Annotated in this window: 18 protein-coding genes and 1 tRNA gene; 8 read left to right on the top strand and 11 right to left on the bottom strand. The window is 64.4% G+C overall.

The annotated features are described in order from the left end of the window. Positions 1-110: 110 nt before the first annotated feature. The 5 genes from POS17_RS31030 to POS17_RS16245 form a co-directional block, all read right to left on the bottom strand. Positions 111-1,022 (bottom strand): tetratricopeptide repeat protein, encoded by a 912-nt coding sequence (locus POS17_RS31030; RefSeq protein WP_082729877.1) that lies wholly within the window; start codon positions 1,020-1,022, stop codon positions 111-113. Then, complete coding sequence (locus tag POS17_RS16260) at positions 1,003-3,192, bottom strand: phospholipase D-like domain-containing protein (protein WP_060839526.1); 2,190 nt, start codon at positions 3,190-3,192, stop codon at positions 1,003-1,005. The genes POS17_RS31030 and POS17_RS16260 overlap by 20 nt, the downstream gene beginning before the upstream one ends. A 17-nt stretch (positions 3,193-3,209) precedes the next feature. Continuing rightward, on the bottom strand, positions 3,210-5,567 hold the full coding sequence (gene tssI / locus POS17_RS16255; protein WP_060839525.1) for a type VI secretion system Vgr family protein: 2,358 nt from the start codon (positions 5,565-5,567) through the stop codon (positions 3,210-3,212). A gap of 330 nt (positions 5,568-5,897) precedes the next feature. After that, positions 5,898-6,350, bottom strand: a complete 453-nt coding sequence (locus tag POS17_RS16250) for a hypothetical protein (protein WP_060839524.1) — start codon at positions 6,348-6,350, stop codon at positions 5,898-5,900. Between the two features lie 96 nt (positions 6,351-6,446). Then, positions 6,447-7,667: an MFS transporter gene (locus POS17_RS16245; RefSeq protein ID WP_060839523.1), complete on the bottom strand. Its 1,221-nt coding sequence runs from the start codon at positions 7,665-7,667 to the stop codon at positions 6,447-6,449. A 121-nt stretch (positions 7,668-7,788) separates the two neighbouring features. On the opposite strand from POS17_RS16245, the gene POS17_RS16240 reads away from it, so the two are divergent. Further along, positions 7,789-8,697 carry a LysR family transcriptional regulator gene (locus POS17_RS16240; RefSeq protein WP_060839522.1) on the top strand — a complete coding sequence of 303 codons (909 nt, stop codon included), beginning with the start codon at positions 7,789-7,791 and terminating at the stop codon, positions 8,695-8,697. Between the two features lie 12 nt (positions 8,698-8,709). Here the strand turns inward: POS17_RS16240 and POS17_RS16235 are convergent. Further along, positions 8,710-8,784 (bottom strand) — tRNA-Gln (locus tag POS17_RS16235). Between the two features lie 170 nt (positions 8,785-8,954). After that, the gene (locus POS17_RS16230; protein WP_060839521.1) at positions 8,955-9,659 is read right to left on the bottom strand and encodes a hypothetical protein; all 705 of its coding nucleotides are present in this window, start codon (positions 9,657-9,659) and stop codon (positions 8,955-8,957) included. Between the two features lie 177 nt (positions 9,660-9,836). On the opposite strand from POS17_RS16230, the gene POS17_RS16225 reads away from it, so the two are divergent. The 6 genes from POS17_RS16225 (at position 9,837) to POS17_RS16200 (ending at position 17,767) form a co-directional block, all read left to right on the top strand. Next, positions 9,837-11,432, top strand: a complete 1,596-nt coding sequence (locus POS17_RS16225; protein ID WP_060839520.1) for an FAD-binding oxidoreductase — start codon at positions 9,837-9,839, stop codon at positions 11,430-11,432. A 4-nt stretch (positions 11,433-11,436) separates the two neighbouring features. Beyond that, a complete protein-coding gene (locus POS17_RS16220) occupies positions 11,437-13,026 on the top strand; it encodes a glycerol-3-phosphate dehydrogenase/oxidase (protein WP_060839519.1) in 1,590 nt (529 codons plus the stop codon). 23 nt (positions 13,027-13,049) lie between these two features. Beyond that, positions 13,050-14,624: an FGGY-family carbohydrate kinase gene (locus tag POS17_RS16215; protein ID WP_060839518.1), complete on the top strand. Its 1,575-nt coding sequence runs from the start codon at positions 13,050-13,052 to the stop codon at positions 14,622-14,624. A gap of 128 nt (positions 14,625-14,752) precedes the next feature. Further along, positions 14,753-15,256 (top strand): hypothetical protein, encoded by a 504-nt coding sequence (locus POS17_RS16210; RefSeq protein ID WP_060839517.1) that lies wholly within the window; start codon positions 14,753-14,755, stop codon positions 15,254-15,256. Next, a complete protein-coding gene (locus POS17_RS16205) occupies positions 15,253-15,486 on the top strand; it encodes a DUF4287 domain-containing protein (RefSeq protein WP_060839516.1) in 234 nt (77 codons plus the stop codon). The genes POS17_RS16210 and POS17_RS16205 overlap by 4 nt, the downstream gene beginning before the upstream one ends. A gap of 154 nt (positions 15,487-15,640) precedes the next feature. Beyond that, entirely contained in the window at positions 15,641-17,767 is a 2,127-nt protein-coding gene (locus tag POS17_RS16200) for a TonB-dependent receptor family protein (protein ID WP_060839515.1), read from the top strand. Between the two features lie 91 nt (positions 17,768-17,858). Here POS17_RS16200 and POS17_RS16195 read toward each other — a convergent pair whose 3' ends face one another. After that, positions 17,859-18,356, bottom strand: a complete 498-nt coding sequence (locus POS17_RS16195; RefSeq protein ID WP_060839514.1) for a hypothetical protein — start codon at positions 18,354-18,356, stop codon at positions 17,859-17,861. A gap of 170 nt (positions 18,357-18,526) precedes the next feature. On the opposite strand from POS17_RS16195, the gene POS17_RS16190 reads away from it, so the two are divergent. Further along, positions 18,527-19,075, top strand: coding sequence for a hypothetical protein (locus tag POS17_RS16190; protein WP_231978958.1), 549 nt, complete (start codon positions 18,527-18,529; stop codon positions 19,073-19,075). Positions 19,076-19,221: 146 nt separating this feature from the next. Here the strand turns inward: POS17_RS16190 and POS17_RS16185 are convergent, their stop codons facing one another. The 3 genes from POS17_RS16185 to POS17_RS16175 all read right to left on the bottom strand — a co-directional run bounded on the left by POS17_RS16185 (position 19,222) and on the right by POS17_RS16175 (position 22,390). After that, complete coding sequence (locus POS17_RS16185; RefSeq protein WP_060839512.1) at positions 19,222-20,934, bottom strand: amidase; 1,713 nt, start codon at positions 20,932-20,934, stop codon at positions 19,222-19,224. 146 nt (positions 20,935-21,080) lie between these two features. After that, positions 21,081-21,545, bottom strand: a complete 465-nt coding sequence (locus POS17_RS16180; protein WP_231978957.1) for a hypothetical protein — start codon at positions 21,543-21,545, stop codon at positions 21,081-21,083. Positions 21,546-21,547: 2 nt separating this feature from the next. Beyond that, positions 21,548-22,390 carry a suppressor of fused domain protein gene (locus POS17_RS16175; RefSeq protein WP_060839511.1) on the bottom strand — a complete coding sequence of 281 codons (843 nt, stop codon included), beginning with the start codon at positions 22,388-22,390 and terminating at the stop codon, positions 21,548-21,550. Between the last annotated feature and the right edge of the window lie 318 nt (positions 22,391-22,708).

The raw sequence follows: 22,708 nt of genomic DNA, 5'->3' as shown, positions 1-22,708 counted from the left end.
CGCTTGGGGGGCGATCGTTGATCGCCCCCTTTTTTTGGGCTGATGGGAAGGGGGTGTGGTGATGGTTGGCGGAGAGGGAAGAGCGGGGGGCGGCGTTCATGACGGTTTGCTTATAGTTCCGGCCTGCGGTCCGGGTGTTCGGCGTCGAAGCCTTGGGTGGGGTGTGGGGGGAGAGGGTGGTCTTTCATGAGGTTGGGGAAGCGTAGGTTTGGATTCTCATCAAGTTCCTTGGATAAGCTTGAGTAAAGCTCATAGAGGTTTTCGTCTGGCTTATATCCAAAGTTATGGATTGGTCTAGGGGTTGGTTCGAATGCTCCCTGTAAATTATCGAGGGCGATAGAGCTTCCTAAAGATGCTGCTCGCTGATAGTAGAACAGGGCACGAGGTTTGTTTTTTTTGGCGATCTGATAAAAGCTAGCTGTCTTTAGAATCGCTTCAGGGTCTTCCTGAGCACCTGCGCACCGATAGTAACGTTCCGCCATGTCATCATCTTGTTTGTGTCTCGGCAGCGCATAAGCAAAATATTGACCTATTTGAGCTTGTGCTAAGGGGCTGCCTAATTGTGCCGCTTGAAAAAGATATGAGGCAGCCATCCGCTCAGATTTTAGGACTCCTTTCCCACGTTCAGTAATAACGGACCAATTGTAGTAACCCAGTGGTACTTTAAGCTTCACCATGCGCTCATAGAGATCGAGCATCTTGCCGGTGTCTTGTTCAACGCCAGGCCTTCCGGGCCAACCCGTACGATAAAGGCCGGCCAAGTTGTGCATGGCTTTCCAATGATCCTTGGCAATGGCTTGCTCATAAAGCCTCACTATTTTTTTCCAATCCTTAACCCCGTGTGTTTTTTCTAGAATGCGCGCTTGTTGAAACCAAGACTCAGCCTGTGGGTCCAGTGGCGGGTTGTTATCTAGTTCATAGGCGCAGGTAAAAATTGGGTATGCCACGGCAACTGCTCCGTTCAATAGAAGTAAGACAATACAGGCGCAAAAGCCTATGACTTTAATCAACTGCTTTGGCATAAGGTGTCTCCACATCCCAAAAACGTGTTAGATGAGCCATCAAAGGTTCATTTTTGTTTTTACTTTCCCAGTTTTTATCCATGACATGATTCCATTCTTTAAAATTTCTCGCCGAGTCACACCGTCCATTACCACCACTAAACGATCTACCCACATGCAACTTCCACAACTCCTCCCGCCAAGTCTTCGCCAACTCCGCATCCGGCGCGGCCAGTCCCAGTTCAGAGTCGGTGTGCATACTGCGGGTATTGATATTGGCGGAGCTGAGCAGGCTGAACACGTCGTCCACCACCAGCAGCTTCGAGTGCACGTAGATGTCCCGGAAGTACGCCTGTTCGCCTTCGGCCAAGGTGCTGCCGGGTTCGGGGCTGCAGGCGGTGAGTGTAGCGATCACCACTTTGAGTCCGGGCAGGTCCTTGAGGGCGTAGGGTTTGGTGTCTTCGCCGTCGTCGGCTTTGGGTTTGCCGAGTTCGGCGATGTCCTCGGGCTTGAGGCCGCCCAGTCGCGCTTCTATATCGGGGGTGACGCCCTGGCGCTCGAGTTCGGCGATCTCGCGCTGGAGCACTTCGGCTCGGTTGAGCTGTGCGCGTTGTAGATAGGGATCGTTGTGCGGGTGGCTTTGCAGGTAGGCCAGTTGGCTGCGCTTGCGCAGCATCTCTTCAGCCAGGCTGCGCTGGGCCTGGGGCATGAGTTGTTCCTGCCCCAGTTCCTGCAAGGCGGCATAGGTGGTGCTGGAATACAGGCCGGAGTTGGGGTTGTTGGTGACCACGAACAGGTACAGGTCCTGGTCGCGGCCTGCCGCGAGGTAGGCGGCGGCCAACTCGCGCAGCTGTTTGGCAAAGGCCGGGTAGCGAAAGTACTGGTTCTCCATGTAGACGTAGTTGCGGGCGTTGCCCAGGGCCTTGTGGTGCAGTTCGAGGATCGAGGTCTCGGCGTTTTCCTGGGGTTGCGTGCGACAGATTTGCGCCATGCTCGTACCGGCCGCTTTGAAGTGGTCGGGCTTGATGGCCTGGCGCTGTTGGCGCAGGCCATCGCTGAACCATTGCTTGATCCAGAAGGTTTCCCGGTCCCAGGCGCTGCTGAAGTTGTGGTTGAGGTCGTGTAGGGCGGGGCCCTGGACCTTGAGCGACAGGTCTTGCCAGGGCCCGAAGCCCGGGCTGCGTCGAGCGGCCTTGTCGTGATAGAGGTGGGCGCTGGTGTCCCAGTAGTTGCGGTGCATGTTGTGGCCCATGACGAAACCCACTGCGTTGGCGCTGTCTTCGTAGTCCACCAGGACCATTTTCTGGTGATGGCTGGCGAATAGGCTGAGGGCCAGCATATGGGCGAAATTGCTGTCGGGGGCCTCAGCCTGGATCAGTCGGTAGAGGGTGGCCAGTCGGCCTTTTTCCGTGGCCATTTGCGGTCCACGAATGGCGGCGTTCAAGGGGATTTCAAGGGAAAAGTCCCGGGTACGAAACTCGACGTTCTGCATGCGTCCACCGTGAATTCGGCGGAACCATTCCCGGGTGTACTGCTGATCATCGGGGGAGTAGCCGGGGGCGCCCGAGCCGTCCAGTGTCCTGTAGGCGCCCTGGGCATTGAGCTGCGCCTCGACGTCACGCAGTATCGCCAGCAGCTCCTGCTCGCGCTGCTCATAGCGGTAACCGCTGGCGCCATAGGCCGGTAGCTCACCGGCTCGCAGTTTGTTCAATTCGTGTTGATGCACGGTGCGGCGATATTCCAGTCGCTGCCGGTCTTCCAGGGTGCGGTTGGAGGCGGCACTACCCCGGGTCATGCCCGAGCCGATTGCCGTGCCGCCCGAGCCGGCCAGGCCATCGCCGGGGATGGTGTTTTCCAGGAAGTTGGCCAGGGCATTTTTCCAGATCAGCACCCGCACCTTGACCCCATGCCGGCCTCGTACATCCAGCAGTTCACCGATGCGATCGCCATCGGGTTTGAAACGCATCGCCGGGTCGAAGCCCCAACTGATGATTTCCACGCTGCGGTTGGCTCGCTCAATCGCGTGATGCACGGCGCCGAAGGCGGTTTCGCCGTTGATCAGCGGCGTGATCTTGATCCCCGCTCGCGGCGGGAACAGCGCTTTTTTCGCGAACCATTCCATGCTCAAGCACATGAATTTGTCTTCCTTGGGTTTGAGCTGAAGCACTTCCTTGCTGTAGTCGACAGGCATTGCCCGATTCCCCGCACTTACTGGTTTTTGGGTGGGATGACCGGGTTCAGCGCGGCCATTCGATAGTCGTCCTTGGTGTTCAGGGCTTCAAGCTGATCCATTTGCCCTTGATAGTCGCGATAGCCACGGCGGGCCAGTTGCTGGTGCGGGGACTCGGGTTCGTCGCTCTGGTCTTTGGGCTCGATCTCGAAACGGTGCCCGTTGATCAGTTCAACCGCATAGGCCTGAGTACCGGGCACATGCTCGAAGCGAATCACGCCATCGGCACCGGTCAGGCCTTGCTGAATCAGCGCGCCATCGGCGAACAGCTGATAGGGTTCGTCCTCGTATCCCGGCACGCCCGGAAGGGGGCTGATCACCGCGCTGAGACGATGGATCACCTCGGGGGCCGGCTGCGACGGTGCAGGCTCCAGCAAGGTGCCGGCCTTGGCGGTGGTGGCGGGCAGAGGGACGACCGGCAGTAGGCAGGTGGCGCCGCTGCCTTGCCCCGCAGCGCCCCCCGCATTCACCTTGAGTAACGCCCCACTCACGCTGACGCCGCTGGCGTCGAGCTTGATAAAGCTGCCCCCGGCTTGCACCGTCAGTTCACTGGCCGCTTCGATCACCAGCTTCTGGCCCGCTTGCAGATGAATCTCACGTCCGGCCTGGAGCAGTTGTGCGGTGCCCAGCTTGATGTGCTGGTCGTGCGCCACGTTCAGGTGGTCGTCGGCGCGGATTTCGGTTTTGCGTTCGCCGTGGATGGTGCGGTGTTCCTCGGCCTTGAGTTCGCTGTAGCTGCTGCCTTCAACCGTGTCGTGACGCTCGTGGCCGACGCGAATTTTCTGGTCGTGCTGGATGTTTTCATCCCAGTCGCGCTGGGCGTGGACGAAGATCTGTTCGGCGCCTTTTCTGTCTTCGACGCGCACTTCATTGAAACCGCCGCCGCCCGGCGAACTCAGGGTCTTGAAGGTGCTGCGGGTCTTGTTGACCGGCAGTGCGTAAGGCGTCGGGTGTTCCTGGTGGTACAGGCAACCGCTGATCAGCGGCTGGTCGGGGTCGCCTTCGAGAAACTCCACCAGCACTTCCATGCCGACGCGCGGGATGACGAGGGCGCCGTAGCGGTCGCCGGCCCAGCTGGAGGCGACCCGCAGCCAGCAACTGGTGTGGTCGTTGCCCTGGCCTTCGCGGTCCCAGTGGAACTGCACCTTGACCCGGCCGTATGGATCGGTGTGGATTTCCTCTCCTGCCGGGCCGGTGACCACTGCGGTCTGACTGCCCAGGACCCGGGGTTTGGGGTGGTCCAGCGGCGGGCGAAAGAATACCTCCCAGGGGGTGGCGAGGAAGCGGTTGCGGTAACCCTGCTGGAAGCCGTCTGTAACCTCGGTGTCGCTGCTGATCGATTCCTCCAGCACCTGGGGCTGCTTGCCTTCGTGAGTCACCCGGGTCAGCAGCCACAGGTCGTTCCACTCGCCACGCGGGTGATCAGTCAGCTCAAGAAAATGCCCGCTGACCAGTCGCGGCTCATCGCCCCAGCCTTCGGCTTGCAGGTAGTCGGCGCGATGGCGTTCCAGGGCGCGCTGGCTGAGGAACTTGCCACGCTGGCGATCGGTGAAGCGCCCGGGGTAGTCGTAGTCCTCCAGGTCCGGTTCCTGGGTCTTGGCGTCGGGCTTGTAGGCAGCCTCCATTTGCAGGCGCGGCTTTTCGAAGTCGTAGTCGCGCCGGGTGATGCGGCTGGTGCGGGTTTCCAGGCGCACGTTGAAGCCCTTGATCACCGGCTCATCGGCCACCAGCCCGCTGCCCTGCACGTAGGCGGTGGGCCGGCCGAGCGTGCGGAACACGCTCTGGTTATCGCTGAACACCAGCAAATGCGCCTCGCGGCTGTGCTGGAAGTGATAGTGCAGGCCTTCCTCTTCGCACAGGCGCTGGATGAAGTGCAGGTCGCTCTCGTCGTACTGCACGCAGTAGTTGCGCTCGGGGCAAGGGTGTTGAATCTGGAATTGGTAGGCATTGCCGAGGATGCCGTGCTCTTCGAGGATCAGGGCGATGATCTGCGGCGCCGAAAGCTGCTGGAAGATCCGCTGGTTGCTGCGGTGGCGCAGGTAATCCAGGTGCGGCAGCAGCGACAGGCTGTAGCGGCTCAGGCGCTGGCCGGCGTCGCCCTGGGCGATGCGCTGGATCAGCCCATGGATGCCATGGCCCTGGGGATCGAAGGCGAGAAAGGCCGGTTGGTGCAGCAGGGCTTCAATGTCGATCCAGGGGCGTTCGCTGACCAGTTGCAGATCGAAGCGAAACGGCTGGCTGATGGCCTCGGTGCCCTGGAACGAGAGCACCTGGAAGTCGTGCTGGATGCCTTGGATGTCCAGGCTGAAGTGGGTCTGGTCGGCCGGGCTGAACATGGGTCGCTCCTTGACGTGTTGCGGCTGATTCCATTGGCCGAAGCGCCGCTGATCAACGAGAAGATTGTCGATCAGCGGCGGACAGCTGAAAAACAGCGGACAACTTAACAAGGAGCGGGCGGCCACCGTCATCGGACTTATCTGAACGTTTTGGCGAAAAGATACTGCCGTCCGCTGATTCAAGTCGGCGGGTTGCCCCGGTCCCGCCTCAACGCCGGTCGCTAGTCGATGACCGTCTCCGGCGTGGACACCTGTTGCTCAAGACCGGGGGCCAATGCTGGCGACCAGATCGGGAAGGCGTCGGGCATGGCCTTGCCTTGGCGGGCCTGTTCAAACCGTGGCGATCATGCAGCCCAGGGCCCCGGACTCCTGATAGATCACCCGTCCCTTGTGGGTGTTGGCAAAATCCCGCAGCCCGCGTTTGGCCACGTCGCTGTAGCCCAGGGCGACGGCCCAGCGCGCAGCCACCGGGTCGGTGTACTGGGTCAGCTTGTCGATGTCTTTCTGGGTTTCGGCCAAGAGTTTGTTGCCGGCATTGGTGGCGCTTTCGACTTTGAGTTCGATCGCGTAGTTCTCCACGTTATGTTGCGCCAGCACGTCCAGGCGCAAGGCCTGGTTGGGCGCCGGATAGGGCACCTCGCGGGCGGCGGCCACATGGACCGAGCGCAGCAGGATCAGGAACTCCACCTGAAACCACACTTCCCAGGCCGCGCCGGTGCTGATGGCGGCTTCGATGCGCGCGTGGTCGCTGAGGATCAGGTGGCTGAGATCGGTATTTTTCATGGTGCGTTGCTCTTTGTAGGGGAGGGTACAAAGGGGAACGAACCTTCAGGGGCGCTGTGAATGGCAGGTGAGGGCCCGGTTGGCCGGGCGGGGCCCTCAGGGCATGACGTCTGCCTGGGTTTCGTTCTCCGAGGGCCGTTGCAGATTGGCCGCGCCCAGCCAGTAGAACAGTCCGCCCAGGACAATGAATGCCCCCAGCATGTAGAAGATCCAGTGCGCCGGCTGGCTTGCCAGGACCATGCCGCAGAGTATCGGGCCCAGGGCCCCGCCGAGGTTGGAGAGGTTTTGCGCGCCGTAGTACAGGCCTCGCAGATGCTCGGGGGCGATCAGGTCGATGAACATGTATTCGGCAGGAAACACGATGATTTCCCCCAGGGTGAACACCACCATCGACAGCACCCACAGCGGCAGGCTGGTGGACAGGGCGAACCCGGCGACCCCCACCAGGAACAGGCTCAGGCCTGCCGCCAGCCACTGCTTCAGGTGGTTGGGAGTGATCCTGCGGCCAATGGCGTACTGCAGGGCAATGACCAGCAACGCATTGGTCGCCACCAGGGTGCTGATGGTGGTGTAGGCGACTTGCGCGGACTCGGTGACCACCAGGTACTGGGACAGATAAGCCGAGAACTGGCCAAAGACCACCGCGCTGAGCAAGCCGCCCAGGGTGAAGCAGATCAGGCGGTAATCCCGCAGCAGCTGGCGGCCCAGCGCGAGAAAGGACAGGGGCTGATGGGGGCTGGCGCCGGACTGGAGCTGCCTGTCGCCCTGTGTCAGGTACAGGGCAAAGAATCCCGCCGCCAGGGCGCTCGACGCGACAAAGGGCAGGCTCATGCCTTGCTGGGCCAGCCAGGCGCCGAGCAACGGGCCGACCGCATAACCGATGTTGGTCAGGGTGTACTTGATCGAGAACACTTCACTGCGCTCGGTCACCGGTAACTGTTGGGCAAAACCGGCTTTGACCGCGATATCGAACACTGCGTAGGCGAGGTTGATCGATACCAGGCACAGGTAGAGCAGCCACAGGCCGGGGGCGGCAAAGGCGCCGACAAAGCCCAGGGTGAAGACCGCGACGCAGGCCAGGATCAGCCGGTAGGTGGCGATCCGATCCACCAGGTAACCGCCGTAGAGGCTCAGCAGCGAGCCGACGATCAGGCTGCTGCCGATCACCAGGCCGATGTCGGCGACGCTCAGGCCGTAGCTGGCGGACAGGTAGATCACCAGATAGGGCAGGGTGATCGCCCGCGCCAGGGTCAGGATCAGCGAACCCGACAGCAACAGCTTGATGGTGCCCGGGTAGTTTTTCAGGGTGTACAGCATCCATGCCTCTTCAAGTGGTGCAGGTTGAGTCGGGGGGATTGAGCTTACTGAGGAATTGGCTTCTGTTTTATGATGATTTTTCTTTAGTGAATGGAAACTGATTCATGAATAAGGACGTTGCATGTTTGCTTCCGAACGCCTGAAGGGCATCGATGTTTTTGTCTGTGTCGCCGACTCCGGCAGCTTCAAGGTCGCCGCCGAGCGCCTGAACCTGACGCCGTCCGCTGTCAGCAAGGCCATCGCCCGCCTGGAAGGCCGCCTGCAGGCCCGGCTGTTGCAGCGCACCACTCGCAGTCTGGCGCTGACCGATGCGGGGCAGGCCTTCTATCGCACCTGCACTGGGGTACTGGCCGATCTGCAAGAGGCCGAGTGGGCGTTGCAGGCGGAAAACACCGAACTGAGGGGCAAGGTGCGCGTCGATCTGCCGGGGGCCTTTGGTCGCACTCAAGTGCTGGAGCTGATCTTGCGCTTTGCCCGGGAACACCCCTTGCTGCAACCCCACGTGACCTTTGCCGATGCCTTTGCCGATCCCCTGGAGGCCGGTGTCGATATTGCCGTGCGACTCGGCGGACCCGCGCAGTGGCCCGTCGCCCTGGGGCATCGTCAGTTGGGCCACGAGCGGCACCTGTTCTGTGCCTCGCCGGCGTACCTGGAGCATCAGGGCACGCCCTTGACCGATGCCGATCTGCTGCGCCACCGCTGCATCGCCTACGGCTGGGTGGATGGACGGGTCAACCCCTGGACTTTTCCCGGCAGCCGGCCAGGGGAGATCGAGCGTCGGGTGATGCCGGCCGCTTGCGTGGTGGGGGATGGGCAGGGGTTGCTGATGACGGTGATGGCGGGCTACGGGATTGCCCAATTGCCGTCGTGGCTGGTCAAGCGTCAGCTGGATGAGGGCAGCCTGGTGCAGGTGCTGCCGCACTGTGCAACCCAGGGACAGGCAATCCATCTGCTATGGATGAAGAATCGTCAGGCACTGCCCAAGGTCAACGCCTTGCTGGAGCTGTTGGCAGAACACTTGATGGGATAGACAGAAAGAAAATGGCAGGGGCGGCTGGATTCGAACCAACGCATGGCAGGATCAAAACCTGCTGCCTTACCGCTTGGCGACGCCCCTGTAGCTGTTGCGACGTTACTTGCCTTGATTGCCGGTCCGGGGAGGTCCGCTGCAAGAACGGGCGCAAATTTACCAACTTATAGACGGGCTGTGAAGCCCCCCAATGCAAAAAAATGAGTTTGAAAACAGCTGCTTAGTCTTTTTCTGGGCGCTTTTATCCGCCCCGGGGTTCAGGGGACCAGGTAGTCGGGCTGTGAATCCTTCAGGGGCCGGGCCATGGCCAGCGCGCGGCGGATGGCCCGCAACTCCGCGCCTTGCAGGAGGCGCCGGCCAAAATCATAGTCGTCGCCCCCCGGGCCCAGGTGCACCGAAAGCAGCCCGAACAGTTGTCCGCCCAGGTCCTCGATGAACATTTCCATATAGGTTTCGTCGCGGCGGTAGGCGCTGAGGTAGATCAGCCCCTGGACCTCGGCGCGACTGCAGTTGTCGATGGCCTCCCAGGTCAGGCAACTGCCCTGTCCATTCTCGATCAGCGGCATGTGCCAGGCGTCCTGTGCTAGCGGTTGGGCGCGCAGGGCCGCCGGCAGTGGCTGGCAGGACAGGACCAGGAAGCGGTACCTCGGTCGGCCATGGTGGATGGCATTGCGTGGTGTCGGCGGCTCGGGCGCCGGGCCGGTGATCCGCACCCGCAGCAGCTGGCTCAGGGCAATTTCCGAAGGCTGCTCGTTCCAGCCATTGAGGTCGGCAACCGGCGGGCACCAGATCAGTTGCAGGGTTTCGCCGATCAGGATGCCGTCCCGGTTCTGGAAGAAGGCCGAGTGTTCCTCTCCCACCACGGGCAGCAAGTCGTGCAGGTGCAAGGTCGGCGCGCCGTAGTCGATGCCCAGGTCGATGGACCAGAATAGCGGTGCGCAGGTTTTCAGGGTTGTCGGCATGGACGCGAGCCTGTGATGGGGAGGGTGCGGATTCTTCGGTAACTGGCGCCGGATGTCACCTGTGTCTGACTCAATCGGCTACATCCTCTGGCGCGATGCGACCGTGACAGCGTTCAGCCGCGCACTAGTATAGGGAGCCTGAAGCAAGACCTATAAGAACAGCACAAGGACACACGTATGCGACGCTGGAACGGCTGGGGGGATGCATCCACGGTGGTCGAATTGCCGGCCCAGGGCGCGGGGTTTCTCGCCGAACGCCTGGGACCGGGGCGTCGCTTGCCGGAGGCGACTCTGGAACAGGCGCTGGCCAAGGTGCCGGCTTCACGCCTTGCTGCCCACCCGTTGTATTGCATCGATCCCCAGGAACGCCTGCTGCACGCCCGCGGCCAGAGCCTGGCGGACTGGCTGGCCCTGCGCGAAGGCGCGCTGGGGGTCTACCCCGACGCCGTGGCCTTTCCGGAAACCGCCGAACAGATCCGCCAATTGCTGGCCCTGGCCGAGGACCGCGACCTGTGCCTGATTCCCTACGGCGGCGGCACCTCGGTGGCCGGGCACATCAACCCGCCCTGGTCCGAACGCCCAGTGCTGACGGTGTCCCTGGCGCGCATGAGCCGCCTGCTGGAGCTGGACGAAGACAGCCTGCTGGCCACCTTCGGCCCAGGTGCCAGCGGCCCGCAAGTGGAAAGCCAGCTGCGCGCCCGGGGCTACACCCTGGGGCATTTCCCCCAGTCCTGGGAGCTGTCGACCCTGGGCGGCTGGGTTGCCAGCCGTTCCAGTGGCCAGCAGTCGCTGCGCTACGGGCGCATCGAGCAGCTGTTCGCCGGTGGCACCCTGGAAACCTTTGCCGGGCCGATGCCCATCGCCAGCTTTCCGGCGTCTGCCGCCGGGCCGGATATGCGCGAGGTGGTGCTGGGCAGTGAAGGGCGCTTCGGGATCATTTCCGAGGTCAAGGTACGGGTCAGCCGCCTGCCCGATGACGAGCGCTTCTATGGTGTGTTCCTGCCCGACTGGCCCCAGGCCCTGCAAGCGGTGCGCGCCCTGGCCCAGGCTCGGGTGCCGCTGTCGATGCTGCGCCTGTCCAATGCCGTGGAGACCGAGACCCAACTGGCCCTGGCCGGCCATCCGACGCAGATCGCCTGGCTGGAAAGATACCTGGCCCTGCGCGGCGCCGGGGCGGGCAAGTGCCTGCTGACCTTCGGCGTCACCGGCAACCGTCAGCAGAACGCCCTGTCGCTGCGTCACGCCCGGCGCCAGCTCAAGGCCTTCGGCGGGGTGTTCACCGGCACCTTGCTGGGCAAGAAGTGGGCGCAGAACCGCTTTCGTTTTCCCTACCTGCGCGAAAGTCTGTGGAACGCCGGCTACCTGGTGGACACCCTGGAAACCGCCACCGACTGGAGCAATGTCGACCGCCTGTTGCAGCGCATCGAGGGCAGCCTGCGCGATGGCCTGGCCGCCGAGGGCGAGCAGGTGCATGTGTTCACCCACCTGTCCCATGTCTATGGCGAAGGCTCGAGCATCTACACCACCTACGTGTTCCGCCCGGACGCCCAGTACCCGGCGACCCTGGCCCGCTGGCAGGCGCTCAAGCACGCCGCCAGCCAGACCATCGTCAATCACCACGGCACCATCAGCCACCAGCACGGGGTGGGCAAGGACCACGCGCCGTACCTGCTGCGGGAGAAGGGCCCGCTGGCGATCGACACCCTGCAGGCGCTGAGTCGCCACTTCGATCCCGCCGGGCGCCTGAACCCCGGCACGCTACTGGAGCAGTGAGGTCATGAGCCAGGACTGGAATGCCCAGTGGCGGCAACAGGTACTGCCGGAGCTGGCAGCGCAGCCGTGGGACCTGATCGTCATCGGCGGCGGCATCAGCGGCGCCGGCATTCTGCGCGAGGCAGCGCGGCGCGGTTGGCGCTGCCTGCTGCTGGAGCAGCGGGACTTTGCCTGGGGCACCTCCAGCCGTTCCTCGAAGATGGTCCACGGCGGGCTGCGCTATATCGCCAAGGGCCAGTGGCGCCTGACCCGGGACTCGGTGCGCGAGCGCCAGCGCCTGTTGCAGGAAGTCCCGGGGCTGGTGGAGCCCATGAGTTTCCTGATGCCCCATTACCGCGGCCAGTTTCCCGGGCCCAAGCTGTTTGGCGGCCTGCTGAGCCTGTATGACGCCCTCGCCGGGCGGCGCAATCATCGCTTTCACGATGCCCGGCAACTGCAGTACCTGGCCCCCGGGGTCAAGGAACCGGGGTTGCTCGGCGGCACCAGCTTTCTCGATGCCCTGACCGACGATGCGCGGCTGGTGCTGCGGGTGCTGGCCGAGGCCCGGGCCGACGGCGCCGTGGCCATCAATGGCCTGCGGGTGACCCGCCTGCTGCGGGAGAACGGGCGAGTGTGCGGGGTGGCGATCGAGGACAGTGAAACCGGCGCCGTGCACACCCTTGGCTGCGCGGCCCTGGCGGTGGCCACTGGGGCCTGGGCCGAGCGCCTGCGCCCGGCGAGCAGCCGTCGGCAGCTGCGACCGTTGCGCGGCAGTCACCTGCTGCTGCCGGGCTGGCGCCTGCCGGTGGCCCAGGCTTTGAGCTTCATGCATGGCGAGGATCGGCGGCCGGTGTTCGTCTTCCCCTGGGAAGGCGCCACCGTGGTGGGCACCACCGACCTCGACCACCGCGACGACCTGGACCAGAGCGCCAGCATCAGCCAGGAAGAACTGCGCTATCTGCTGGCCGCCTGCGCCCAGCAGTTTCCCCAGGCACAGATCGGTCCCGGGGACGTGCTGTCGACCTGGGCCGGCGTACGCCCGGTGGTGGCCGGTAGCGAGGGGCAGCAGGGCAAGCCGTCCAACGTCACCCGTGAACACGTGCTGTGGCAGGAGCCCGGCTGCGTGACCCTGGCCGGCGGCAAGCTCACCACCTTCCGCCCCCAGGCCATCGAAGTGCTGCAAGCCTGCGGGGCGATGCTCGGGCGGGACGTGGTGGATGACGGCGCCCCGGTGTTCGCGCCCGTGGCCGCGCTGGACATCCCCGGCCTGAGTCGCGCCCAGACTCGGCGCCTGGCCGGCCGCTATGGCCGCGACCTGCCGCGCCTGGCGCAACAGGTGGCGCGCCTCGGCGGCGACTGCATCGGTGCCAGCGACACCCTGTGGGCCGAGCTGGCGTTCGCCGCCGAGACGGAGATGGTCCTGCACCTGGACGACCTGCTGCTGCGCCGCACCCGCATCGGCCTGCTGCTGGCCGAGGGCGCCGCCCAGTACCTGCCGGCCATCCGCCGCCTGTGCCAGCCGCTGCTGGGTTGGGACGATAGCCGCTGGCAGGCCGAGGAACAGCGCTACCGGGCCTTGTGGCAACGCCATCACAGCCTGCCCGCCAATGCCTAACGATGCTCAACCAAGAGAGCCCCATGGATAACCACAACAACAAGAAGCAGGACTACCTGCTGGCCATCGACAATGGCACCCAGAGCGTTCGCGCACTGCTGTTCGACCTCCAAGGCAACCTGCTGGGCAAGGGCAAGGTGGAACTGGAGGCGTATTTTTCGAGCCAGCCCGGCTGGGCCGAACAGCACCCGGACTACTACTGGGCCAAGCTCGGCGAAGCCTGCCAGCTCTTGTGGCAGCAGACCGGCATCGACCGTTCGCAGATCCGCGGCGTGTCCCTGACCACCCAGCGCGGCACCCTGATCAATGTCGACGCCCAGGGTAAAGCCCTGCGTCCGGCGATTCTCTGGCTCGACCAGCGCCAGGCCGAGGTCGAGGGGCGCATCAAGGGTCCCTGGGGCTGGCTGTTCAAATTGATCGGCGCCGAGGCCACGGTGGACTATTTTCGCGCCCAGGCCGAAGCCAACTGGGTGGCCCAGCAGCAACCCGAGGTCTGGGCCGCCACCGACAAGTTCCTGCTGCTCTCGGGTTTTCTCACCCATCGCCTGACCGGCAACTTCGTCGACTCGGTAGGCTGCTCCGTGGCTTACCTGCCGTTCGACTACAAACGCCTGTGCTGGGCCGCTCCCAGCGACTGGAAGTGGCAGGCCCTGGCGGTGCGTCGCGAGCAGTTGCCGACCTTGCTCAAACCCGGCGAAACCCTGGGCCGGATCAGCGCCGAAGCCAGTCGCCACACGGGTATTCCCGAGGGCTTGGCGCTAATTGCCGCCGGTGCCGACAAGGCCTGTGAGGTGCTCGGTTCGGGCGTCCAGGATTCCACCACGGCCTGCCTGTCCTACGGCACCACGGCCACCATCACCACCACCCGTTCCCGCTACCTGGAAGTGGTGCCGCTGATCCCGCCGTACCCGGCGGCGGTGCCGGATCACTACAACTGCGAGGTGATGATCTTTCGCGGTTACTGGATGGTCAGCTGGTTCAAGCAACAGTTCGGCCTGCGGGAAGTGCAGCAGGCAGCCGAGCAGGGGCTGGAGCCGGAACAGCTGTTCGACGCCCTGGTCCAGGCGGTGCCGCCCGGGTCCATGGGCCTGACCCTGCAACCCTATTGGTCGCCGGGCATCCGCGAGCCGGGCATGGAGGCCAAGGGCGCGATGATCGGCTTTGGCGACGTGCACACCCGGGCCCACATCTACCGGGCGATTCTCGAAGGTCTGGCCTATGCCCTGCGCCAGGGCATGGAACGCATGGAACAACGCTCCAAGCTGAAGATCACCCGCTTGCGGGTGGCCGGCGGCGGCTCCCAGAGCGACGCGGCCATGCAGCTGACCGCAGACATCTTCGGCCTGCCGGTGGAACGCCCCCATGTCTATGAAGCCTCGGGGCTGGGGGCGGTGATTGCCTGCGCGGTAGGCCTGGGCCTGTACCCGGACTTCCCCACGGCGATCAGCGCCATGACCCGGGTCGGCGCGGTGTTCGAGCCCCAGCCGCAGGCGCAGCAGATGTACCAGCGGCTGTACCGCGAGGTCTACCTGCGCATGTATCGCCAGCTCAAGCCGCTGTACCAGAGCATTCGCGAGATCACCGGCTACCCGGCCTGAAGGCGCGGCGGGCGCCGGCCAGTAGGGCAAGGGTTCCCGGTCGAAAAAACACCCCCGCGCGGCACGGCTCAACTATCGTCATCCAGGTGGACGGAACCCCTACGACAACCTGAACCGGTGAGCCGAACATGAACCGCCAGGACGCGCTGAACATCCTCTGGAAGCGACTGTTCATCATCTTTGTGCTGCTGTTGGCGGCGTCCCTGGGGGCGGTCGCCATGGCCGACGGCTACACCATTCCCTCGGTGGTGTTCATCGTCGGCAACATCGGCGGCTACGTAGGCTTTCACCGGCAACTGTCCCACCTCAGCGAGGAGGAAATCGTCAGCCTGTGCAGCTCCTGGTTCAACGTGCTGCTGCCATCGTTCATCGGCGGCATCCTCGCGGGCCTGCTGTACATCCTGTTTATCTCCGGCGTGGTGCAAGGGGAGCTGTTTCCCGAGATCGTCGGTGACAGGAGCTGCAGGTACCCGGACAACAGTTTCTATGTGATTTTCTGCCAGCACGCCGACGGCTACGCCGCCTACGGCAAGTTGCTGTTCTGGTCCTTTGTCGCGGGCTTCAACCAGAACTACGTGGTCGACCTGATCGAGAACATCAAGAGCAGCAAAAAAGCACGGGGTGAAGCATGAGTGAAGACAGCAAGAGCAAAGCCAGCCAGGTCAAAGGCCCGGCGTCGTACTTTCCTTCCATTGAAAAAAACTACGGTCAGCCCATCAGCCACTGGCTGGAGCTTCTTGGCGCCGTCAGCGGCAAGAAGCACATGGAGCTGGTGGCCTGGCTCAAGTCCGAATACGGCATGGGCCATGGTCATGCCAATGCCTTGGTGGCGCACTTTCTGGCGGGGGCCAAGAACCCTTAGCGCTGAGTGCTGGACGCTGTGGCTTCGCCCGTGAAGGCGTGACTGCCGACATCCGCTTTCCTGGCGAAAAAAAGCCTGATTCCCCTGTGTTCTCTTGGTTCTTTCCTGCGTCGCAACTTGCATTGCCCCCTTTCTGCCTGTCGGAGTTTTCTCGATGTCTTCGCCAAAATCCTTGCCCACGGCCCTGTTGGGCCTGGCCCTTGCCTGCCCGGCAATCGCCGAGATCCGGAGCGTGGAACTGGCCCCGGCGCAGGTCCTGGGGCAGGAGCAGAGCGGCGAGGGACAGCGGGTGGAAGAGGCCGCGGCACGGCTGGCCGAGGTGCCGGGCGGGAGCAATGTGGTGAACATGCGCCAGCCGCTGCAGGGCCGGGTGGCCAGCAATCAGGATGTGCTGGCCTATCAGCCCGGGGTGTACGCCCAGTCGGCGGGCAACGAAGGGGTGAAGATCTCGATCCGCGGCTCGGGCATCAACCGCGCGCCGGGCGCCCATGCCTCGGGGCTGTACACGATGCTCGACGGCCTGCCGCTGACCGGCCCCGGCGGTACGCCCTATGAGTTGCTGGAGCCGTTGTGGGTCGACCATGTGCAGGTGCTGCGCGGCGCCAACGGCTTTGACCGTGGCGCCCTGGCCCTGGGCGGGGCCATCGATTACGTCAGCCATACCGGCTACGACGCGCCGCTGTTGCAGGTGCGCTACGCCACCGGCAGCCACGGTTACCAGCAGCGTCAGGTCAGCTCCGGGCAAGTGCTGGGGGACTTCGACTATTACGTCTCGCTGACCGATGCCAACGCCGACGGTTACCAGGACCACACCCGCAGCCAGAGCCGCGGGGTGATCGGCAACTTCGGCTACCGCTTCAATCCGAACCTGGAAACCCGTTTCTACCTGCGCTACCGCGAGACCGACAACGATCTGGCCGGACGGGTCAGCAAGCGTTCCATCGAGCACGACCCGCGGGCGGCCAACCCGGCCTACGTCAGCCGCGACGACCGGCGCAAGCAGCCGGGCAGCACCTTTGTCGGCAACAAGACCACCTACTACATCGACGATGACTCGAGCCTCCAGACCGGCCTGGTCTACCACGACTACCCGATGGACCTGCGCGAAGGCCCCAACCGCCTGAAGGTGGCCTACAGCGACGTCAGCGGCACCTTGGACTACAAGCGCCGCGACAGCCTCTGGGGCCGGGAAAGCCGCAGCACCCTGGGCCTGCGGGTGACCAAGCACCTGCCCAATGACGGTGCCAGTGAGTTCGTGCGGATTCCTGGCGGCAACACCGCCGGCTATGCGCCGGGCACGCGGATTCGCAACTTCACCTACCAGGGCTCGGACACTGTCCTGCATGTTGGCAATGACCTGGAAATCGCCGACGACCTGTGGCTGACCACCGGGCTGGCGGCCATCTACACCCGTCGCGAAAGCGCGGTGACCTACCCCGAGGGCGGTGGCAAGACCAGCCTTGGCGACTGGGACTACGCGCCGCGCCTGGGCCTGCGCTACCAGCTGACGTCGGATGTACAGCTGTTCGGCAACCTCAGCCGTTCGGTGGAAGCACCGCACCCCTGGTCGCTGATCTACAGCTCGAACCTGCGTTTTCCAGCCGGTAGCGGAGTGGCCAGCGGCGCCCAGCGTGATCCGATCACGCTGCGCAACCAGACCGCCACCACCCTGGAGCTGGGCGGCCGTGGCGACAGCGGCCTGGGTCAGTGGAGCCTGGCCTGGTACTACGCCCAGGTGCGCCACGAGCTGCTCTCGGTACTGCCCGATCCCAGCGCCACCACGCCCTATGAACTCAATGCCAGCCCCACGGTGCACCAGGGCGTGGAAGCCAGCCTGCACAGCGAGCTGTGGTCGCGCCCGGGTGTGGGCCGCCTGAGCCTGCGCCAGGCCTACACCTTCAGCGATTTCCACTACCGCGACGACGCGCGTTTCGGCGACAACCGCCTGCCGGGCCTGCCCATGCACTACTACCAGGGCGAGCTGCGTTACGACTGGCCCCTGGGCTTCTTTGCCGCGGTCAACACCCAGCTGGTGTCGAAGGTGGCGGTGGACTACGCCAACAGCTTTTACGCCGACCCTTACGCACTGTTCGGCGCCACCCTGGGCTACAACGCGCCGAAGAACGACTGGCAGACCTGGATCGATCTGCGCAACCTCACCGACAAGCGCTACGCCGCCACCGTCACTCCAGGCTACGACGACAAGGGGCAGGATCTGGCGCGCTCGACGCCGGGGGAAGGGCTGGGGGTGTACCTGGGGGTGTCCTGGAGCTTGCGTTGACCCGCTAGCGCGGCAGGCCGCGCCTTAAAAAAAAGTGCCCGCGGCGGCGGGCGCCTGGGTCAGGCCCATCATTGACCGGCCAGGTCCAGGCTCAGTTGCGGAAATACAGCTCGTCCAGCTGCCGTCGGCGGATCGCCAGGTACTCGTCCCAGACCTTGGGGAAATCCTCGTCCCGGGTGAAGGGAAAGGTCAGGTAGACGGTGCGGCCGATGACACTGATGTACTCCCGCGTGCGCTTGTACGCCGGTTGCTCCAGCAGCGAAATGTACTCGTCATAGGCGTGGTGATAGTGGCTGATCGTGACCCGGTGGGGCGCGATCATGCCGCGGGAAAAGTCGATCACCCAGCCGTGACTCATGCCGTTGCCCAGGTAGCCGTAGACCCCGTCCTCGGACAGGCTGATGTGATTTCGTGCCTGCTCGCCATCCTCGTCGTTGACCAGCACGATCTGGGTTTCGAAATAGCGGATGGCCTGTTGCTCGGGGCCGCGCAGGTGCAGGTTCCAGCTGATGGCGCCCATGCGGAATTCACCTTGTTCGGCAAATTCGGCAATCCAGCCGTTGGCGAGGGTAATGCGGTGTGTGGTCATCGTTGTCCTGGTGGCGGCTGTCCTTGAAGGCTGGGGATTGTACGCCAGCCGCCGGCTGAAACAGTGCCTGAATGGCCGACACGACGACGCTGCCGCAAGCCGTGCATTTGCCGGCATAATGCGCGGCCGTTTGGCTCAACCGCAGAAGCGATCAGGAGGATCAGGCCGGTATGTACAGACTTGGGCACATGAAAGACAACCAGTGGGTGGAGCACAGTTATCCGCCTGTATTCGTGGTCAAGCCCGTGGGTGAAGGACAGCGCGTGGTGGCCGGGGCGCCTGGCTCGGACCCGCAGGTGCTGCTCAGTCTGGTGCGCTGCCTGGCCGACCCCCTGGTCCTGCTCTTCGTTCTGCATACGCCGCGGGACGAATCGCCAGCGGGCCGCTACTGCAGTCCGCCGCTGTCACGGGAAGAGGTCGAGGATTTCATCCATGACTTCAAACCCTTCCTGTGTGGCGATAGCCGCTTCGATCTGTGGGTGTATTCGCCCGAGCAACAGGCCACCGTGGTCTGGGACCGGCACAATCTGATCTACGCCTACGGGCCCATCGAGGATTACGCCAGGACCCTGCGCGCACTGGGATTCGGCCATGGCGAGCCGCAGCTGCCGGTGCCGCATACCCATCACTATCATCCGCAACTGGATGACCTGTGCCGCCAGTTGCTCAAGCACTTCGACTGGCAGCACTCGCCGTTGCAGCCTGAGGATGAGCAGTGATGGCCCTGGGCTGATCGGGCAGTGGCCTGCCCAGGCTTGCCTGGGCCGCCCCATGCAGCGCGGTTAACGCCTTGTCGTTGGGCGCCGCCGTTGCAGCCTTGGCGATCAGGCCCACTCATGCTTCAGTGCGGGCCTGACCAAGCGGCTCAGTTGGCGCGGTGCAAGGCCGGCGTCCGTGGCGGAATCAGCCTCTTGCTACCGGTGGATTCGAACGCCGACGCCAGGCGCAGCAGGCTCGAATCGTCATAGGCGCGGCCAGCGAAGGTCAGGCCGACCGGCATGCCGATGTCCGCCATCACCCCCATCGGCACGGTCACCGTGGGCACGCCCAGGTGGCGGATGGCGAGGTTGCCGTTGGCCACCCACACGCCGTTGCTCCAGGCAATGTCCGCCGACTCGGGATTGATGTCGGCATCCGCCGGGCCAACGTCGGCGACGGTGGGGAACAGCACCGCGTCCAGCCCCAGGCGGTCCATCCATTCTTCCAGGTCGATGCGCCGGGTCTGTTCCAGGCCGCGCAGGCCGTCGGCCAGGGAGGCGATCTGGTCCCAGCTCTTGAGTCCGCGCTTGGCCATGGTCACGTACTGGTCCATGCCGGCGGCCAGGTCGTCTTCGCGGTTGGGCAGGGTGCCGGGGTCGTGGGGGAAGATCTGCGGCCCGTCGACATCCGCCAGGCGGTTGAGCTTGGGATCGTCGTTGGCCCGCAGGAAGTCGTCGAAGGCCCAGCCCGAGAGTTCCCACAACTCGTCATGGAGAAATTCCTTGCTCACCAGGCCGCGGTTGTACACGGTCGGTGCGCCGGGGCGGTCGCCTTCGCAGTTGGACACCAGGGGGAAGTCCACTTCCAGCACTTCGGCGCCAGCGGCTTCCAGGGCTTGGCGCGCCTGTTGCCAAAGGTCGATCACCGAGGGCCGGGTGTGGATGCGCTGGCCGGTGGGGCCGCCGATGCCGGGTTTGTCGCTGGTGCCGGCTTCGGGGTCGGCGTTGATGTACATGCGCGGTACGCCAAAGCGCTTGCCCTTGAGCGCCGAGGCGTCGGCTGCCAGTTGCGGGTAGGACGCCGGGCGCACCGAGGTCACGCTGGGGATCGGCACCCAGGGCTGCAGGCGCCACAGGTCGCCGCGGGTGTCCGGGTCTTCGGCCACCACCACGTCCAGCACTTGCAGCAGGTCGGCCATGGTCCGGGCGAAGGGCACCACCACGTCCATGGTCGGGGTCAGCGGCCAGTTGCCGCGCACCGAGATCACCCCGCGCGACGGTGTATAGGCGCACAAGCCGTTGTTGGAGGCCGGGCCACGCCCGCTGGACCAGGTTTCCTCGGCCAGGCCGAAGGCGGCGAAGCTGGCGGCGGTGGCGGTGCCGGCGCCGTTGGACGAGCCGGAGGCGAAGGGCGCGGTCAGGTAGTTGGCGTTATAGGGGCTTTCCGCGCGGCCATAGACGCCGCGCTGCATGCCGCCGTTGGCCATGGGCGGCATGTTGGTCTTGCCCAGGCAGATGGCCCCGGCAGCCCGCAGGCGCTCGATGGTGAAGGCGTCGCGGTAGGCCACCAGCTCGGCAAAGGCCGGGCTGCCCGAGGCGGCGGTCAGGCCCTTGACCAGGTAACTGTCCTTGGCGGTGTAGGGAATGCCGTCCAATGGGCCCAGGGTCTGGCCCTTGGCGCGACGCTCATCGGACGCTTTGGCCTCCTTCAGGGCCTCGGGGTTGCGCACCACCACGGCGTTCAGCGCGGTGGCGGTCTGCGGGCCATCGTAGGCATCGATCCGCGCCAGATAGGCCTGGACCAGTTCCACGGCAGTGGTCCGGCCCGATTCCAGGGCGGCGCGCAGGTCGGCAATGGACACTTCAGTGACTTCGATCATGCTGCTACCGCCGCTGGCTGGTGGGTGAGGAGGTCAAGAGGGCGCAACGGGGCGCGGGTCTTCGGGTATTGGCTGTGCATGGTGGTTCTCGTGATACGGCTTGGCACGACAGGGGTGGCCTGGAAAGCAGGGGGCCTTTTTAGCATTTAGCGCGGTGCAGAGGAATCGTTGAACTCGCCCAGGTAAACAAGCGTTGCCGTGTTTGCCGGTTTGCGCTGGTTGGGGCCGGGGGCGTCCGACTGTCGGTCGCCATGGATCGACTCACTGCCGATGAGGATGTAGTGGCTGTAGCCGGGGTCGATACGCGTGCGCAGTTGCTGTTGTTCGGCGTCGCTGCGGATCAGTGATTCCAGGTAGGGCGGGCCGTCTTCACGGTCGATCAGTTCGACGAAATCGGCGTCCATGTAATAGCCCAGCTCCTGTTTGAGGCGCCAGCTGGGATTGCGGGCTTCCCAGGCGCTGAACTCGGCGGCGCTGGCATCCGCCGCAGGTTCGGCTTCCCACTGTTCGAAGGTGAACAGTTCGGCCTCGGCCTGGTTCGAGAAGCGCGCGGCGAACAGGTGAAAGGCGAAGTAGTCATCGGCGGCGTGCATCGGCTTCAGGGCTCCCACGTTCAGATCACGCTGGCGCGCTGCAGGTGGCTGACATGGCCCAGGCCTGCCGCGTTCAGCCGCGCGGCCAGGTCTTCCCGGGCCTGGGCACCGCCGTTGCGCACGTAGTCCAGCTCCGAGGCGGTAATCAGCACCACCGGCACCAGGGTCACCGGCGATAGGGGCATGTCGTCCAGGCGGGTCGGGAAGTCCGGGGCCGGGCCGCCGATCAGCACCCCGGCGCAGTCGTCGGTGCTGACGAAGTGTGCCGGCAGTTGCTCGCTCATGGCCCGGGACTGGCTGACCCCGGGCAGTTCCAGGGACAGCACGCCGTAGCGCTCCAGGCGCGAGCCGTAGCCGCCGGCATCGGCCACGGTGCCGGCCACGCAGCGCAGCAGTTCGAAGGTCCAGCTGTCGGCAAAGGGCGAAACGTCGCCCGCCGCGCCCTGGGCGTGGGCCGGGATGTCCGGGGTTTCGATGAATAGCTCCATCTCGAAACCGTTGCCCAGGTCGTCGCCTTGCACACCATCGAACGGGTCGGACAGGCCCTCGGTGGCAAGGATGATGCGCTCGTTGCGGCGCACGATACGGTAGGCCTGGCGAGTGGAGGGCCAGTGGGGGCCGCCCATGAAGCTGGGGCTGATGGCGAAGCCGAGAACGTCTGCCTCGCAGGTGCCGACGGCTTGCCAATGGCGCTCAAGGCAGGCGGCGCCGGCTTCGAGCAGCGCCAGGTTGGCGGCTTCGGCATCCGCCGTGGGCTCGACCGAGTCGAGCGCCGGGCTCGCCGTGTCGGCGGCATGCGTGTCGCCAATGGCCGACGGGGCCGGTTTTTTGAGGCGGTCGAACAATTGGCTGAAGAAGCTCATGGGCGGTCCTTGCGATCAGTGATACGGGCGCCAGGCTGGGGGAGCCCTGGCTTGGGGCGAGGCATTGTGACGGGTTGCAGCGGGCGTGAAAACCGCGGACTGCGCGCGGCGCGAGGCAAGACTATTTTCCTAGTTGCCAATCGGATCAACCTCGGTAGACTGCGCGGCTCTAACGCCAGGCGTTCTTATAGCCAAGCGATGCAGGCGTTTTGACGATGTCCGACGCATGATGATCGGTGTGTCGAGGGTGCATGGACGCAAATGATCTTGTGTTGGCAGGCGGTGGCCGCCACATCGAAATTTTTTGTCTGCTCGCTC

The sequence above is a fragment of the Pseudomonas sp. Os17 genome (genome assembly GCF_001547895.1).
Classification (GTDB): domain Bacteria; phylum Pseudomonadota; class Gammaproteobacteria; order Pseudomonadales; family Pseudomonadaceae; genus Aquipseudomonas.
Note: the sequence above shows the minus strand (reverse complement) of the source record. Positions and strands in the feature narration are given on the sequence as shown.

Bases quoted from the DNA above. Each gene is read 5' to 3' on its own strand.
- POS17_RS31030 (WP_082729877.1), bottom strand. From the start codon at position 1,022: ATGCCAAAGCAGTTGATTAAAGTCATAGGCTTTTGCGCCTGTATTGTC.
- POS17_RS16260 (WP_060839526.1), bottom strand. From the start codon at position 3,192: ATGCCTGTCGACTACAGCAAGGAAGTGCTTCAGCTCAAACCCAAGGAA.
- tssI (WP_060839525.1), bottom strand. From the start codon at position 5,567: ATGTTCAGCCCGGCCGACCAGACCCACTTCAGCCTGGACATCCAAGGC.
- POS17_RS16250 (WP_060839524.1), bottom strand. From the start codon at position 6,350: ATGAAAAATACCGATCTCAGCCACCTGATCCTCAGCGACCACGCGCGC.
- POS17_RS16245 (WP_060839523.1), bottom strand. From the start codon at position 7,667: ATGCTGTACACCCTGAAAAACTACCCGGGCACCATCAAGCTGTTGCTG.
- POS17_RS16240 (WP_060839522.1), top strand. From the start codon at position 7,789: ATGTTTGCTTCCGAACGCCTGAAGGGCATCGATGTTTTTGTCTGTGTC.
- POS17_RS16230 (WP_060839521.1), bottom strand. From the start codon at position 9,659: ATGCCGACAACCCTGAAAACCTGCGCACCGCTATTCTGGTCCATCGAC.
- POS17_RS16225 (WP_060839520.1), top strand. From the start codon at position 9,837: ATGCGACGCTGGAACGGCTGGGGGGATGCATCCACGGTGGTCGAATTG.
- POS17_RS16220 (WP_060839519.1), top strand. From the start codon at position 11,437: ATGAGCCAGGACTGGAATGCCCAGTGGCGGCAACAGGTACTGCCGGAG.
- POS17_RS16215 (WP_060839518.1), top strand. From the start codon at position 13,050: ATGGATAACCACAACAACAAGAAGCAGGACTACCTGCTGGCCATCGAC.
- POS17_RS16210 (WP_060839517.1), top strand. From the start codon at position 14,753: ATGAACCGCCAGGACGCGCTGAACATCCTCTGGAAGCGACTGTTCATC.
- POS17_RS16205 (WP_060839516.1), top strand. From the start codon at position 15,253: ATGAGTGAAGACAGCAAGAGCAAAGCCAGCCAGGTCAAAGGCCCGGCG.
- POS17_RS16200 (WP_060839515.1), top strand. From the start codon at position 15,641: ATGTCTTCGCCAAAATCCTTGCCCACGGCCCTGTTGGGCCTGGCCCTT.
- POS17_RS16195 (WP_060839514.1), bottom strand. From the start codon at position 18,356: ATGACCACACACCGCATTACCCTCGCCAACGGCTGGATTGCCGAATTT.
- POS17_RS16190 (WP_231978958.1), top strand. From the start codon at position 18,527: ATGTACAGACTTGGGCACATGAAAGACAACCAGTGGGTGGAGCACAGT.
- POS17_RS16185 (WP_060839512.1), bottom strand. From the start codon at position 20,934: ATGATCGAAGTCACTGAAGTGTCCATTGCCGACCTGCGCGCCGCCCTG.
- POS17_RS16175 (WP_060839511.1), bottom strand. From the start codon at position 22,390: ATGAGCTTCTTCAGCCAATTGTTCGACCGCCTCAAAAAACCGGCCCCG.